Raw genomic sequence first — 15,420 nt, forward strand, 5'->3', positions numbered from 1 at the left:
GTAATACCAGGCCTTTCGCCACGTAGCTGGCCAGGTTGTTATCGGTAAGTTCTGAGCCGGCAACAGTGATCGTTACATTGCTGCGGGAGTAGTTAACGGCCGAGTTGCCTGCCAGTACAATTTGCGCGGTAGTGTCGTTCACCCTCAGGATGCTGTCTACCGTTACGCCTGCGGGCAGATTGCTCACTACCCAGTTGCTTTTGGTGAGCGCGGGGTCAAAGGTGCCGCCGTATAATCTGGCGGTGAGTACGGTGCCGTTTTCCTGCCCCATGGCGATACGTGCGGTATCAACGGTAATGTTAACGGGATTTGGGCCCAGTACATAATCGAAATACAGGGTGCCGTTGGTTTTACGGCCGTCCATAAAGTGTACTTCAATACGGTTAAAGTCTTTGCGGGTTTTAACGCTGGAGAAGTCGTAGGTGGCTTCTTCCCAGGTATTGGCCGCTTTAATTTTATAAGTGAAGTAAACTGCCTTTGTGTAGTCGGCGCCGGGTTGCAGTTTAAATAGCACTTCTTCTTTAAGACTGCTGTACACCAGCATTTTAAAGGTGTTAGCCTTGCTAAGGTCAAAGGAGTCGGGAAGTGTGCATCCTGTGCCCATCCATTCGGAGCAGGTGGTGTCTTTCGTAAATTTCGCTACATGTGCGCTGAGATTTAGTCCGGAAATACTGGGATTGGCTACATTAAATTGTATGCTTCCTGTAGTTCCGGGGTTACCGATAAAAGATGTCCAATTGCCCGAGCATGGGCCGTTCCCCTCCATATCATCGAGGAGCAGGAACTGGGCTTGTAGTTTGCCGCCAAACAGCAAACTAAGCACCATCATGAGTGTGGTGATCTGTTTTTTCATAACGAGGGTTTTTTCAAAAACGTGAATTAATAATGGAACCTGTGCCTGTCTGTTTTCTATAAAATTTTCGCCTGCGTGGAACAAATGATGGGTACTGCCTTACGGGGCAGGAGCGGGCCGGGTTAGCCCGCTCACAAAAAATGAAGAAAGCAACTGTATTTACAAATTCGGGTTCACCTGGGCATCTGCACCAGGGATAGGAAGTGTATACTGGGTTTTGGTAATGGCGCCGGTGGGTGCCATATCTGCCGGATCTTTTACGGCATTGGCTTCTTCTACTTTTTCTAATCTCACTAAGTCAAACCAGCGGCTCCACTCTCCCGCAAATTCCCATTTGCGTTCGTCTATTACTGCGTTAATAAAATCGGCGGGCGATAAGGCAGACAGTGGCGTAAGACCAGCTCTCGCTCTTACTGCGTTCAGCGCTGTGTACGCTGCATCGTCCGGCGCACTGCCCGCCCGTGCCTGCGCTTCTGCGTATGTTAACAAAACGTGGGCATAACGTATCATGATTATTGGGTTGTTGGACATATAGGTAGCCTTAGTGCCAGACTGTATCGTGAACTTTTTATAGTACGGATGTTTGGTGCTGGTGTTTTGCCAGGGAATGGTATTGCCAGCTACAACGAAGGATGTGGAGAACGTAGCCTCTTTCCTCGTGCCTTCAGGGAAGTCGTTAAAGAATTTGATCTCCGGGAAAAAGTCGCTCCAGCCACCTTCGTCTTCGGGCATGGTGGAAAGGCCGTAGAAGGAGTTGTAAGTAATCCACTGGCCACGGGTATAAAACGCGAATACATCTTCGGAGGTGCCGCCTGCAAATATTTTCAGGAAACCACCCTGGTAAAGATCAATCGCGTACAATGCTTTATTGTCGATCACTTCTTTTGCCTTGGCTGCTGCCAGTGCATATTTGCTCTGATCTTTAATAGGCCATCCGCCTTCGGTTAAATACACATCTGCCAGTAAAGCTTTTACCGCACCCTTGTTAGGCCGGCCGGGCGCACGCCTGGTATTGGGCACCCATTCTTCGGCTTTGGCAAGATCAGCTTCTATGAGTTTGTACACCTCTGCAGGCTGACTTTTACCGAGCGTAAGATATTCTGAACTGTATTTTTCTGATGGAATGATAGGTACTGCTCCCCAGAAACGGGTGAGATAATAATAACAAAGTGCGCGAACGAAATAGGCTTCACCTACTATCACTTTGATCGTGGCTTCGTTGCCATCGGTTACGCCTGCATAATTGTTGATGATGTTGGTGGTAGACTGTATCGCTTTGTAACAACCGCGCCATATGGGCACCATGCGGCTGTTCAGGGAAGAAACAGAGAAGCGGTCATACTCCCGGAATTCTTCTTTATTGGAACCGGGGTGAGTGGTTAAGTCGTCGCCCCCCATGCACATGGCTATCTGGCTAACGGTTGTGAAACCACTTTCCCATGGCACCAGCAGGCTGCCGTAAGCACCGGTGAGCGCGGCTTCCAGTCCGGCTTCGCTGCTTAAACCTTCGGAGCCAATAACCAGGCCCTGGGGTTCTTCTGTTAATTGTTTACTGCAACCGGTAGCGAGAAATATTGCTGCAATGATATATAGCTTCTTCATGTAAGATCTTTTTTATCAATTTAAAAACTGAGTGTAAGGCCTGCGGTAAAGGTTTTAGAATTGGGATATGCACCGTAATCGATACCCTGCCTTATATCACCGGCGGCGCTGTTAGCTTCGGGATCTATGCCGCTGTAACCGGTAATGGTAAACAGGTTGGTGGCACTAACGAATACCTTAACGCCGGCTTTGTTCGCAATTTTTGCCTTGGGTATGGTGTACGACAGGCTCAGGTTCTTTAACCGCAAAAAGTCGGCGCTTTCGAGGAAGCGTGTGCTTTGGGTGAAGTTGCGGTTGGTGGAACTGAAGGCTGGTATGTTCGATGTTTCGTTTACACCGGGAATGTACCGGTCTTTGATATCCACATTGGTCGCCTCTCTCGCATCGCCGCCGAGGTACATGGTGGCGGCATTATTGTAGTTCAGTTTATCGAAGCCTGTAAGGGCATGCAGCAGGAAGTTGAGAGAGAAGTTTTTGTAAGTAAAGGTGTTGTTAAATCCAAACGAGAAGGTAGGTACGCCATTGCCGATTACATCATAATCATCTGCATCAATGGTACCGTCGGTGTTTTTATCGAGATATTTTGCATCGCCGGGTTTAGCACCAAATACGCCGGCCTTGGTTTCGTCGCCGGGCTTCCAGGTGCCAAGGTAGGTAAGGCCCCAGATAGAGCCCAGCGGATCGCCTGGCCTTACCACAAACTCCGGTTGCAGCGACATGCCTCCACCAATCTTACGGGTGGCATCGAAAATAATATCGCTGTTGCCGATGGATACGACGTTGTTTTTAATGTAAGAGAAGTTCAGCCAGCTGTTCCACGTAAAATCGCCCTTGTCTATCACCACCGCCTCCAGGGCCAGTTCCACGCCTTTGTTCTGTACTTCGCCCACGTTGCGGGTAATAGGATTGCCGCCCAGGTAGTTGGGCAATGTTTCGGTAAGCAGCAGGTCGCGGGTGTCTTTCACGAACAGGTCGGCAGTAAACATAAAGCGGTTGTTCAGTATGCCTACTTCAATACCTATGTTCTTTTGTACGGTGGTTTCCCATTTAAGTTCAGGGTTGCCGATGTTGTTAAGCACAATACCAGTAACAGACGTGCTGTTGTTGAAAGAACCCACGCGGTTGGAGTATGCGGAGAAGGTGCTGTAGGCCCCTACTCCTTCGCTGCCCGTTGCTCCCCAGCTGCCGCGTATTTTGAGCAGGCTGAGGGTGGTGGCGCTCTTCATAAAGTCTTCTTCAGACACTACCCATCCTACTGATGCAGATGGGAAGTAACTGTATTTATTGTCGCCAACGAATTTTGATGAGGCATCGCGGCGAAGCGCTGCGGATACGAGGTATTTATCTTTAAATGCATAATTAGCGCGGCCGACCAGTGAAAACAGCGACCATTTGGAATAACCGGAGTTAGGTATGCCTGCTGTACCCTGAGCAAGGTTGTTCCACATAAAGTTCTCGTAGGTAAGGTTGCTCGCCCCGGCGGACATATAGTTGTAGGTCGATTGCTGGTATTCTACCACACCTGTAAGGTCAAGATGATGATCGCCGAATTTACGGTCGTAGTGCAGCGTATTGGTGTTTTGTAATCTTATTTCCCGGTTGTTGCGCAGGCTGGCGGTGGAGCTGCCGCTGTTTACCACTTTCCCGGCGAAGGCTTTATTGTCATACCCAAGATAGTTAACGCCGTATTGCAGGTTTAACGAAAGTCCGGGTACAATGTCCTCATACTTAAACCCGCCGATCATATTGGCCAGCATACGTTCTGTAACGGCCAGCTGGTCGGTGGTAAGGGCAACAGGATTAAAGAACACGGAACTGATGGGATCTGTTGCGGTGTAAGCACCAGCCGCATTTCGCACCGGTAAGGTGGGCGACCAGGTAATAGCCTGTGCCAACGGACTGTGAGGTCCATCGGCCGGTATATCTATATTCGTAGCGGCGGTGTAAATACCTACGATGTTTAACGATGCCGATAACTTGTCGGTCATGCGGGCATTGATGTTAGAGCGAAGGGTGTAACGTTTGAACGAAGAGTTTTTAATAACACCGTCCTGGTTCAGGTAGTCGCCGGAAATAAAGTAACCGCCTTTATCCGTGCCGCCGCTCAGGTTAAGCATGTATTGCTGACCAATGGCAGTACGGAAAATCTCATCCTGCCAGTCGGTGCCGCCTTTCGCCTTAAAGTCGGTGATCTGTGCTTCGGAGAAGGGGGCTGTAGTACCGATTGCCTGCGCACGGGCGTTGGCAGTTTCGGCAAAGTCGCCTGCATTCAGCAAATCCATTTTCTTAATAACGCTGGAGGAAGACAGGTGGGTCGTGAAGTTCACTTTCAAGCCCCCTTTGCTTCCTTTTTTAGTCGTTACTACGATCACTCCATTGGAACCACGACTGCCGAAAATGGCCGTTGCCGAAGCATCTTTTAATATCTGTATCGACTCAATATCTTCCGGGTTAATGGAAGAAAACTCTGCGCCGAAAAAACCATCTACGATATACAGCGGACCATTATCGCCATTAATAGAGTTGGAACCACGAATGCGGATACGTACGCTGCCGCCGGGCGCACCGGTTGCATTTGTTACCGTTACACCGGGCGAGCGTCCCTGCAATACCTGGTCGAACCGGTTTACGGGTTGCTCCTGGAATTCTTTGCCGGAAATAGATGTAATGGAACTGGAAAGCGTACCGCGTTTCTGTTCACCATATCCCACTACTACCAGCTCATTAATTTTGGATGCAATAGTGTTAAGGGTAAGGCTGATGGCGTTTCTTCCGTTCACGATCACCTCCTGGCGGTCGAAGCCGAGTGAGGAAATAATGAGTACGGCGTCTGCTGCGGGTACGGTAATGCTATACTGCCCGTTTTCATTCGTCACCACACCTTTAGATGTACCCTTTAGTTGGATGCTGGCACCAGGAATCGGTTCGCCTTTACTGTCGGTAATTCTGCCCGTTACGGTAATATCCTCAGTAACACGCACTTCCCGGGCCACCGTTTCTTCGCGCCGTTTAATAATAATGGTTTGCCCATTAATACTGTAGGTAAGTGGCTGATTACGGAAACAGAGGTCCAGTGCATCTTTCAGCGGCAGGTTGGTGGCCTTTACCGAAATGTCTGTTGCATGTGATAACTGCTCATCGGTATAGAGAAAGTTGTAGCCAGTTTGTTTCCGGATGTCGGAAAACACCTTGTCCAGCCGGGCGTTACGGTGAGCGAGGGTCACTGTTTGAGCATAACCTGCTGCGTGTACCTGCAGCATGGTAATGGTCATCAATAGCACCGTTAATTTCATGATCAGTAACGTTTTTACTAATAAGCGTGGAAAATGTTTTTTACCACTGGCGGCGCGCGAAGGCCCGCTTTGGGAAAAAAGCGTCATTTGCATACATTTGTATGGTTAGGGTAAATAATTAATGATTGCCGAAAACGATTGTCAGTTACGGACCTTAATGCGGCCGGGCGTGGTGCGAACACTCCCGGTTTTTTATGCCCGTATGGTAGGAGCATAGTTTTGTCAGGGACTCATAATACGTGGAATTTTAGCTGGTTAATATGTTACTTGCCTGGCGATACAATGATCGTTCGCCCGCTGATCTCAAATTTTACTTCTTCGGTCATCTCCATCATCTTTAATACTTCGGATACCGGTACGTTGCTGGGAATAGTGCCCCGGAAGTGCGAAGGCACATGGCCCCGGTACTCCACCGCTACATCGTACCAGCGGCTTATCAGCCGCATGGCCGAGCGGATGTCGTTGCCCTCGAACTGGATGTACCCGTTTTTCCAGGCAATGGCAGCTTCGGTATTCACATTGTTTATTACTTCCAGCTTGCCACTATTATGGTTGATGCTGGCGCACTGGCCGGGTGTAATTTTTTGTCCGTTCACCTTTACCGCACCGCTCAGTAAGGTTGTGTTGGTCGATGTTTCGTCCGCATACCCCATCATATTAAACTGGGTGCCTAACACTTCTACCGAGGTGCTGCCGTTTGTTACGATAAAAGGTTTGCCTGCATCCTGTGCTATTTCGAAATACGCTTCGCCGGTAAGTTCTACATGGCGCGAACCGTTAAAAGCGGTAGGGTAACGCAGGCTGCTGGCTGCATTCAGCCAAACCTTACTGCCGTCGGGCAGCATCACCTGGTATTTGCCGCCGCGTGGTGTTACGATGGTATTGTATAATATAGGTTGGGCAGATGATTGTTGTGCGGATTGATAGGCCAGTTGTCCGTTGGCGAGTTTCACCACTTTTGCATTTCCCTGCTGGCTAAGCGCGCCATTAGCGGCACTGTCCAGCGAAATGCTGGAGCCATCGCCGAGTACGAGGGTGGCTTTGTTGCCGCCCGGGGTAATAAGCGGTGTGGTGTTTTGCGTCGCGATAGCCGGGGCGTTGGTTGCCTGGCCAGACTTAAACAGGTAAGCACCCGTGGTGATAGCTAGTGCTGCTCCGGCAGCAGCCCACATCCAGCGGCTGCGGCGGTGGATAGGAATTACTTTAGCGGCAGCAGGCCTGTCGGCTGCCAGTATACGGGTGGCAATGTTGTTCCAATGGGCGGCGTCGAATGCTACGGGGGCAGCATCCCGGAGCAGGAAATCCAGCTGTGGCGGAATTTCTTCGGCGGGCATAGCGGCCAGCAGGGCGCATAACTCATCGAGTTCGGCGGCGGTGGCGGAATGGCTGGTGGCCCGGGCGGCCAGATATGCAAATCGTTCGCGAGGTTCCAATTTGTACCTTTTTAGAATGTCAGAAACGTGGAATGGGTGAGCCCATACTATTACAGACGCACAAGTGGAACAATAGGACCTATCAGGAGGAAAAATATTTTTTTAAGGAGTCACAGGCCTATCATCCACAGGATAAAAAGTGGTAAAAAGTGCCCCGCCTGTTCAATGTACTGGCGGATGGACTGTAGCGAGCGTACCAGGGAGTTCTTTACCGTGTTCGGTGAAATATTAAGCTGGTCCGCAATCTCCGCTATCTTTAATCCTCCCTCACGGCTTAACAGGTAAATGCGTTTTGCCTGTGGCGGCAGTTGCTGCACCGCTTCCGATACGGTACGCATCAGGGTATTGAAGGCCATATCGTCCTCCATGCTGCTGCTTTCCGGCTTTTCGGCCATGATGCCCATTGCCTTTTCATGTACGGCCTGTCGGCGCAGGAAGGAAAAGCACTGGTAGTAGACGATTTTGAGCAGCCAGGCCCGCGGATGTTCCACTTCCGGCAACTTGTCGCGGTTTAGCCATACTTTAAGAAAGGCTTCCTGCAGCACGTCTTCGGTAACGGCGGTGTTTTTGGTAAGGTGTTGTACGGCGGGCAAAAATTTAGGTACGTACAGGTTAAACAGGCGGCGGAAGGCAGCTTCGTCGCCTTCGGATACCAAACGGAACAATTCTTTATCGTGGACGAGCTCCTGCATTTGTGACGGGCCCTCACAAAGGCCGGCCCCCTTGTTAAGCCGGCACCGGCGCAGTGGGGATGAGTTGTTTTTTATAAAGATAACTGCTTAAACCAATTATCCAAAGCCGCCGCTGTCAGGATATGGGTTGACTGCAAAAATTTCATGTATTATCTTCGCCACCCAATTCTGATATCGAAATATAGTTATGAAGAACATTACGAAACTCTTGCTTGCTGCAGCCGGCTGTGGCGGAGCATTTATTATCTACGCCCTTGCATCTGGCTCGTCTATTCTTACGCTTTCTGTAGCTATTGTATGCACAGTGGTGTTCCTGATCGCTTTTATCTCCGCGTTATTTGTAAAGGATAAAAAAACCTGGGAGGATATTCTGGCCGTATTATTGGCACTGGTGGCCGTTCCTATTGCTATCATGGGGTGGTCTTATACTATTAAAGGTTCTTCCGAACTGAAAACGACCGACGAGGTGGTAACAACGCCCGCCCAATAATTACTCGTTCCCGGGCTGCTCCTTTGAATATTTAGTGATGATCGCTTTGAGGTTTTCAGAAGTGGCTGCCTGTTTAATGCCTGCAATACTGATATCGGGTTCTTTGAACTGGGTGCGTATATCGTTATTTCCGGAATATAAAAGGGCCGGCCCAAAAGAGCCAGCCCGCTTCCACACGAAATTAGAAGAGATAATAAAATTTATTTTCCTGTAAGTATTTTACGGAGACCGTCTACTATGCCGCCGTCGCCATTAACGCTCAGCGTGCCTATTTTTTCGGCTATTTTCTCCACATACTCCATTTCTTTTAGTTTGAACAGCATTGGGTTGTCTTCCATCAGTTTGGCAGTGTTAAGCAGGCTGCGTGTGCTCGCAGTTTCTTCCCTGCGCATGATGGTGTTGGCCTGCGCTTTTTTCTCAGCCATTAATACCTGGTTCATGATATCGCGCATATCGCCGGTTAATATCACGTCCCTTATGCCGAAACCGGTCACCATGATCCCAAGGTCGCTGGTTTTTATCGCTGCCAGTAAAGTGTTATCCATGCTGTCTTTACGTTCCATCAACTCGTCGAGCGTTAAGGCGCTTGTTTGTTCGCGAAGCGCCAATTGCAGTCTTACGTGCAGTTGTTTGTCGTATTCTTTTATTTCCAGCATCGCTTTTTCTATATCGGCGATGTGGTATTGCGCCCAGGCGTTTATCCTCAGCGATACTTTATCGCGGGTCAATATTTCCTGTCCGGTGATCTCTGTTTGCAACTGACGTATGTCGGCCATGAACACCTGCAGCGACATTTTATTCGTCCACCAGTGGTACACGCCCGCGTCCAGCATCTGCACGTATTTTCCGTCTATGAACAGCAATCCTTTTTCGTGGTTGCTGATGGTAACAGAACGTACATGCTGCGATACCAGTTTGTTGCCAAGCGTAGCCCTGTCGATGTTTTCGGTGATTTCCACTTTCGTGGTATCTACCCATACGAACCGGTAGTCCATCAGTCCTTTCCAAAAGGCGTGGCGGCCGGCGGAGAGTACTTGTTTTATCAGGCCATTTTCGTACATCAGTACCAGTTGGCCTTCCTTTATATCGATAATATGCAGTGCATCGCGCATTGCCTCATCTTTCAACAGGATATTCAGTTCAAGACCTGTCACAAAGGGTTGAGCCATATCGTAAACGGTTACAGTATCTTTCCGGCCCAGCCAGTGGTTGCCTTCGTTCAGCATACGTCGGTATGCGCCTTCTTTAAATACCAGGCCTTTTTGCCAGGCATTGATTGTTATTCTTTTCATCGGTTAATATTAAGGGGTTAAAAAACAGGACCTGCATCCCTTTCCACCTTTACCACACGGAGGGAAGCGAACATGCCGGGTAGCGTAAGGGAAGTTTTTACCACGGGCCTTTTGCCCGCATAAAGTGGCTTGCCCTACGCTAGTCCTAACATGTGCCTGCATCCCTGCAGGTGAGGTACCGGGTGTTTTCGGCTCCGGCCTTTTGCCGGGTAAACTGGGATAATAGGACACCGGTCCTTTTTCGCCGCTTTTAAGAGAGGCGTACTCTGTTACATGAGAGGTTTCAAATCTCCATTTGGTGCTACCAGCTACCCCGGAGGGTTACAGGAATCGAACCTGGTTTTGTCTATTGCTCTAACCAACTGAGCTACCGTTCTTCAACGGGGGAGAATCGAACTCCCGACCCATAGATGATGGGCAATGGCGCTTCGGGTTCCCTGTATACAACCGGTTACTACCGTTGCAGAGCGCAGTTTCTTTTAAACTACGCGCGGACTTGCCGTTTGCTTTTACTTACCCGGCTTTCATCTGAAAGCATCGTTCGTGCTGTGTACACACCGCACAGTATTTTATTGTACTACCTTGTTCGCACAGCTGGAGCTGGCAAACGCGTAGGGTTTGGCCTTAAAATCGAACCCCATCCCCATAATTTAACCCATGGCTTCTTTCAGGGCATCGTTACTTTTGAAAAGTGGGTTCGTGTTAATGTCTGCATGCACCTCCATATCTACATTAAATGCGGTAAAGAGGCTGGTGAGTTCGTAAGCGATATTCACCGTTCTCGCAACTTCTTCAAGCATCCTTTCTTTGATACTCATTTTGCGATACACGTCCTCTTTCTGGATGTACATATACGCGCCTTTTCCTTTGCGGATAAATACGATTACGGTGGCGAACTCCGTACACCTGCCTTTTACCTGGCTGTCGGTACCAATGCAAACTTTCATCGCATGCCCGAGTTCCTGCTCGGCCATCAGCGCAAGTCTTACTTCCTCGCGGATGGGCATGTTAATGATCGTTCCATTGAGCCTGCGCCAGCTTTTACGCTGTTCCATGACTTCATTTATTGGGTGTTGATCAAGACAGCCAGGCAGGAGTCGAACCTGCATCTTCATGGTCAAAGCATGAAATTTTAAACCATTAAACCACCGGCTGTGATTTTATTTTATGTCGTCGGCCAGGCGGGACTCGAACCCACATCCTGCACGTTCGTAGCGTGAGATTCTCTCCATTAAACTACCGGCCGTATGTTGGGTGACTGACAGGGATTCGAACCCTGCTCCCCCGGCCCACCACCGGGTGCTCTGCCACTGAGCTATCAGCACCATGTTTGTTTTGCTGTTGGCCCGGCTGGATTCGAACCAGCAGTCTTCTGCGTATCAGGCAGACGCTTTAACCGTTAAGCTACGGGCCAATAGGGCTTTAACAACAGATCAAAAAAGTGTTGGTCCGGCTGGTCTCGAACCAGCAACCCCCTGTTTAAAAGACAGGTGCTCTAACCGTTGAGCTACGGGCCAATTTTGGGTTAAACAACAGATGTTGTTCCGGCTGGATTTGAACCAGCAACCATCTGCGTATAAGGCAGGTGCTCTGACCATTGAGCTACGGAACATTTTGGGTTTACAATAGATCAAATAAAAAACCCGGTCGCATTTGATACGACCGGGTTTTTTAATCCTTGCACGAAGTGTTACCTACGTGTGGTGATAAAAAGGTCGTATGTCTTTTTTCAGTTCTTTATTGCCCAGCGGTGCAAACGAATGCGCATAACTTTCCCGGTTGCCAAACGTTTGTTTGTCATTCCATTGGCTAATGCATATGTAACTCTGTCGCAATTGCATGCTGTTTTTTTTAAAGGTCAATAAAAAAGAAAAGCCCCGCAATCTCTTGCAGGGCTTCAGTTATATCGGATTAGTCTTTTATACTATCCTTTTGCATAACCTGCCCTGCAACCCATATAGCCTGTGCGGCTATCCTGGTTCTTTGGCGCTGTATGTAAAATGAATAGTGACATGTTTTTTATGATTTTTTTAACAGTGCAAAGATGTGTGATATTTTTTATTCTCACAAATATTTTTTATAAAATAATTAAAAGTACGTGTAATGTTACGCGTTAGAAATGTGCATTAAACCAGTAATTATCAAATAGATGAATTACGTTTTTAATCATGAAAATATTTTTTAGGAACAAGCTTCAGTAATGCTATTTAGCCGCCGTTGTGTCACTCCCTTCAGCCGTGGACACTTGTTTGGGCGGTTGCTTCTCTGCTTTATAGGGTAACAAAGTGAAGCAAAATGTTGCTGTAGTCTTCGTGGCGGTGAAAAGCGTGAGGGCCAAATAATTTCAGCGATAGCAGTCCAACCTGATTGTCATTGGTAAGAAGTGAGGCAAACTATCGATTTAGTCTAGTTGCAGTGAAAAGCGCGAGGGTCGAAGAATCGCTGCGTTAGCAGTCCAACCCATTCGCAATGACGGCGAGGGGAATGCCATTGCGATAGAACTCGTTATCCAACGTTGTCAAAAAAAAGGGCCGGCCCTTATGGGCCAGCCCGTGCATAGTTAAGCAAGAAGAAAAAATCAAGATGTTGCAGCTACAGTTTTATCAGTGTGATTACCTGTTTGCCTATGCCTTGCGTTACTTCTACGAAGTATACACCGGCAGTGTAATTGGCGCCAAGGGTAATGGTGCTGTTTGCAGCTACGTTATTGCGGTTTTCAATAATTCTTCCGGAAAGATTGTACACCCTTACATTCATCGGTATACCCAGTTTGCTCTTCATTACCAGGGTGAACTGGTTGGCCGACGGGTTAGGCCTTGCCTGTACGTCGATAGTGCCTGGTACCAGTTCGCCGAGACCATAGATGAATTGTAACACGTATACCTGTGTTTGTTGCGTGCTGGTGTTGCCTGCAGCATCGGTAGCGGTTACGGTGATGGTGTATACTCTGTACTGACCAGTATTGCTACGCACTGCTCTCAGTTTCACATGGTGAGCATCTGTTACTTCCCAGTCGTTGCCTGCATTAGGATCGTTGCTGGTTACGGTTACAGTGGTAGTTACGGCACCGCAGTTGTCGCTGGTGTTGTAGTACAGGGTTACGTTCCTCATTTGGTTGTTTGGCAGAATGAGTACTGGTGGCGTAACAACCAGGTTGCTGATCACAGGTTTTTCCTGGTCGGCAATCACTACGTTGTAGCTGTAAGCGGCTACGTTGCCATTCACATCACTAACGCTCCAGTTCACGGTGGTAGTGCCTTTGGCGAAGGTTACGCCTTGCAGACTGTTGCTGTTAACTGGTTGCGAAGTAACACCTCCGTATGTAAGCGTATAACTGTATGTAAGTGTTGGTGAGCAATTGTCAACGGCGGTGATATCGAATTGTTTACCGGCCACAAGTAAACATTTACCTGCTGCAGTACCTGCGGTAATAGTGCCATTGTTAGCGGCAGTTGCGGTAATTACCGGCGCTAAGGAATCTACTGTGCTAACACTGAAGTAACAGGTGTCGGCCTTGCCGCCGGCATTGGTCGCAATAAGTGCTACCTGTGTAATACTGCCCGATGCGAGCAGCGTGCCTGCCAGTGGTTGCTGTGTAAGCGTAACACCAGTAGTGTCGTTCACGAGGGCGAGCGAAGTGTAATCTGGTAGTGTGGCGGTGCAGTTACTATCCAGCGGTAATACCTGGTCGCCTGCACACAATATATCCGGGGCCTGGTTAGCGCTGATGTTGGAGATGATACTTTCGTTGTGATAACGGTCCAGTGAAGTAACGAGATAGTAGTAAGTCGTGTTTGGTAAAATAGTTTTATCCGTAAACGTGGTCGTATCTGTACTGGTGATGGACAGAATGTTAGCGACACTGTCTGTATTGATTTGAGGAGTAGTGCCACGGTACACAACGAACTGCCTTGCACGGTTACTTTCATCGCCGTTAAACAAAGGTTTCATCCATGTGAGCGTTACGGAGTCGGCGGCGGAGAGAGAAGCGTAAACCGCTGAAGGGGCATCAGGAGCAATGCTATCGCGCCATGGCATGTTGGGCATAAGCGCGGGTTTGCTGTAGAAGTCGAGTCGCAGTGAATCGCGGAAACCGAGTTTGGTGGTTACGCGCATGCTGGAAGTATTGTATACCGACTGCCCGTACACATTGCTAAACGTGCGGTTAAACCTCACTTCGTTCGGGATCTGCGAAGGGTTTGCCCAGTTAACGCCCTGCGCAGGATCGTTTACTTTGTAACCGGCCAGGCCAATATAGATATGACGACCGTTAGCATTGTTGTTCCACCAGGGAACGATTACGCTATAGTTAGCGCCGGGCTGGCCCATATACCAGTACACCTGCGGCATAATGTAATCTACAATGCCTTGTTGCAGCCACTTCTTCGTATCCGCGTAAAGGGTGGTGTAATGCTCAAGCCCACTGGTAGCAGTACCTATTTCGGGATTGGTGCTGTTGCGGTAAATGCCCGATGGCGATACGCCGAATTTCACCCAGGGTTTCAGTGTTTTGATGGTATCGTACAACCTTCCGATGAGCATGGTAACATTATCCCTGCGCCAGTCGCCGCGAACGGTGAAGCCGCGTGGATCGGCATTGTAGGTGCTGTCGTCGTTGTAAGGTGTTACTCCTGCCGCTGCAGAAGGTGGATAGAAATAGTCGTCGAAATGAATACCATCTACATCGTAGCGGCTCACGATATCGGTAATTACGCTGGTGATGTAGTCGCGCACCTGCGGTATACCGGGATCGAGTACACGTAATGTGCCCTGGCTCAGCAGCCAGTCGGGATGTTGTTTGGCAACATGCGATGAGGCGAAGGAGGGCAGGTTGTTACTGTTCGCCACTGCGCGGTAGGGATTGATCCAGGCGTGGAACTCGATACCGCGTTTATGACATTCGTCGATCATAAACTGCATAGGGTCCCAGAAAATGCCTGGGGCCACGCCCTGCGTGCCTGTTAAGTCTGCACTCCAGGGATCGATGCTGCTTGGATATAATGCATCGCACTGGCTGCGTACCTGTATATATAAAGAGGTAATGCCCGTAGCCTTATGATGATCAACAATGCTGATGAACGCAGCCCTTTGTTGTGCGGGCGTTTGCGTTCTGTTAGGCCAGTCGATGTTGGCGTACGTAGCAATCCATGCGCCGCGCAGCTCGCGTTTGGGAGCAGTTTGGGCGGAACAGAAAATGGTCAGGAAGCTGAAAAACAGCAATGGGGGTAGAAGTCGCATCATATTAGTGGAGTTTTTTTGGTTGACCTTTCTAATTTAAGTGATAAATCGGGTATTTGCAAGTTTTTGCGGGTTGTTTCGGCACAAACATGCACCAATTAGCAGATTTTGCCAGTTTAACTGAATTACTTCGGCATAAACGTGCAATAAGTATTATCCTGGGGCCCACTTAAATCAACCTTCAGGGTATAGCTTCACCATACATCCCAATTGTTGCGGGCTAAGGGTGTTATGCCCTGCAAACAGGATAATACATACACCTTAGATATAAGGAACATGGAAGATGGATATAAGGTGAGCGGCACCTGAGCGGTACGTGAGCGGACGATGAGCGGACGGTGAGGCATGTTTTAGTACACGCGGGTGTGTTTGCGACAGCGTTTGGCCATCCCTGCCCAGTGTTGTTCAGCCGCTGAAGGGAGTGACACAACGGCGGCCGGGTGTTGATCAAACACTTGTTAAATAAATTTTTTAAAAAGCTTTTATGTAAGAGAAATATTTTTTAATATTGATCTTAGTTTTTAAAA

Annotated in this window: 8 protein-coding genes, 6 tRNA genes and 1 pseudogene; 1 reads left to right on the forward strand and 14 read right to left on the reverse strand. The window is 48.9% G+C overall.

The annotated features are described in order from the left end of the window. From QZT80_RS03075 to QZT80_RS03095, 5 genes are all read right to left on the reverse strand, one after another. Positions 1-853, reverse strand: an 853-nt coding sequence (locus QZT80_RS03075) for a hypothetical protein (protein ID WP_295117485.1), incomplete at its 3' end; no start/stop codon positions are given. Positions 854-1,012: 159 nt separating this feature from the next. Further along, the gene (locus tag QZT80_RS03080; RefSeq protein ID WP_295117488.1) at positions 1,013-2,455 is read right to left on the reverse strand and encodes a RagB/SusD family nutrient uptake outer membrane protein; all 1,443 of its coding nucleotides are present in this window, start codon (positions 2,453-2,455) and stop codon (positions 1,013-1,015) included. 20 nt (positions 2,456-2,475) lie between these two features. Then, positions 2,476-5,841 (reverse strand): TonB-dependent receptor, encoded by a 3,366-nt coding sequence (locus tag QZT80_RS03085; RefSeq protein WP_295117491.1) that lies wholly within the window; start codon positions 5,839-5,841, stop codon positions 2,476-2,478. A gap of 170 nt (positions 5,842-6,011) precedes the next feature. Continuing rightward, positions 6,012-7,181, reverse strand: a complete 1,170-nt coding sequence (locus tag QZT80_RS03090) for a FecR family protein (protein WP_295117494.1) — start codon at positions 7,179-7,181, stop codon at positions 6,012-6,014. Positions 7,182-7,291: 110 nt separating this feature from the next. After that, entirely contained in the window at positions 7,292-7,873 is a 582-nt protein-coding gene (locus QZT80_RS03095) for an RNA polymerase sigma factor (protein ID WP_295117499.1), read from the reverse strand. 187 nt (positions 7,874-8,060) lie between these two features. Here QZT80_RS03095 and QZT80_RS03100 point away from each other — a divergent pair, with 187 nt between their 5' ends. After that, positions 8,061-8,363: a hypothetical protein gene (locus tag QZT80_RS03100; RefSeq protein ID WP_295117502.1), complete on the forward strand. Its 303-nt coding sequence runs from the start codon at positions 8,061-8,063 to the stop codon at positions 8,361-8,363. A gap of 200 nt (positions 8,364-8,563) precedes the next feature. Here the strand turns inward: QZT80_RS03100 and QZT80_RS03105 are convergent, their stop codons facing one another. The 9 genes and pseudogenes from QZT80_RS03105 to QZT80_RS03145 all read right to left on the reverse strand — a co-directional run bounded on the left by QZT80_RS03105 (position 8,564) and on the right by QZT80_RS03145 (position 14,896). Continuing rightward, on the reverse strand, positions 8,564-9,655 hold the full coding sequence (locus QZT80_RS03105) for a slipin family protein (RefSeq protein WP_295117505.1): 1,092 nt from the start codon (positions 9,653-9,655) through the stop codon (positions 8,564-8,566). A gap of 569 nt (positions 9,656-10,224) precedes the next feature. Further along, a pseudogene (locus QZT80_RS03110) lies at positions 10,225-10,770 on the reverse strand (ribonuclease H-like YkuK family protein). Beyond that, a tRNA-Gln gene (locus tag QZT80_RS03115) sits at positions 10,738-10,810 on the reverse strand. The pseudogene QZT80_RS03110 and the gene QZT80_RS03115 overlap by 33 nt, the downstream one beginning before the upstream one ends. An 18-nt stretch (positions 10,811-10,828) precedes the next feature. Beyond that, positions 10,829-10,901, reverse strand: a tRNA-Arg gene (locus tag QZT80_RS03120). A 5-nt stretch (positions 10,902-10,906) separates the two neighbouring features. Beyond that, positions 10,907-10,982: transfer RNA gene (locus QZT80_RS03125), tRNA-His, on the reverse strand. A 14-nt stretch (positions 10,983-10,996) separates the two neighbouring features. Continuing rightward, positions 10,997-11,069 (reverse strand) — tRNA-Ile (locus QZT80_RS03130). A gap of 30 nt (positions 11,070-11,099) precedes the next feature. Then, a tRNA-Lys gene (locus tag QZT80_RS03135) sits at positions 11,100-11,172 on the reverse strand. 22 nt (positions 11,173-11,194) lie between these two features. Further along, positions 11,195-11,267: transfer RNA gene (locus tag QZT80_RS03140), tRNA-Ile, on the reverse strand. A gap of 980 nt (positions 11,268-12,247) precedes the next feature. Continuing rightward, complete coding sequence (locus QZT80_RS03145) at positions 12,248-14,896, reverse strand: family 10 glycosylhydrolase (protein WP_295117508.1); 2,649 nt, start codon at positions 14,894-14,896, stop codon at positions 12,248-12,250. Positions 14,897-15,420 lie beyond the last annotated feature (524 nt).

Origin of the sequence: uncultured Chitinophaga sp. (genome assembly GCF_902168175.1) — a bacterium.
Taxonomy (GTDB): domain Bacteria; phylum Bacteroidota; class Bacteroidia; order Chitinophagales; family Chitinophagaceae; genus Chitinophaga.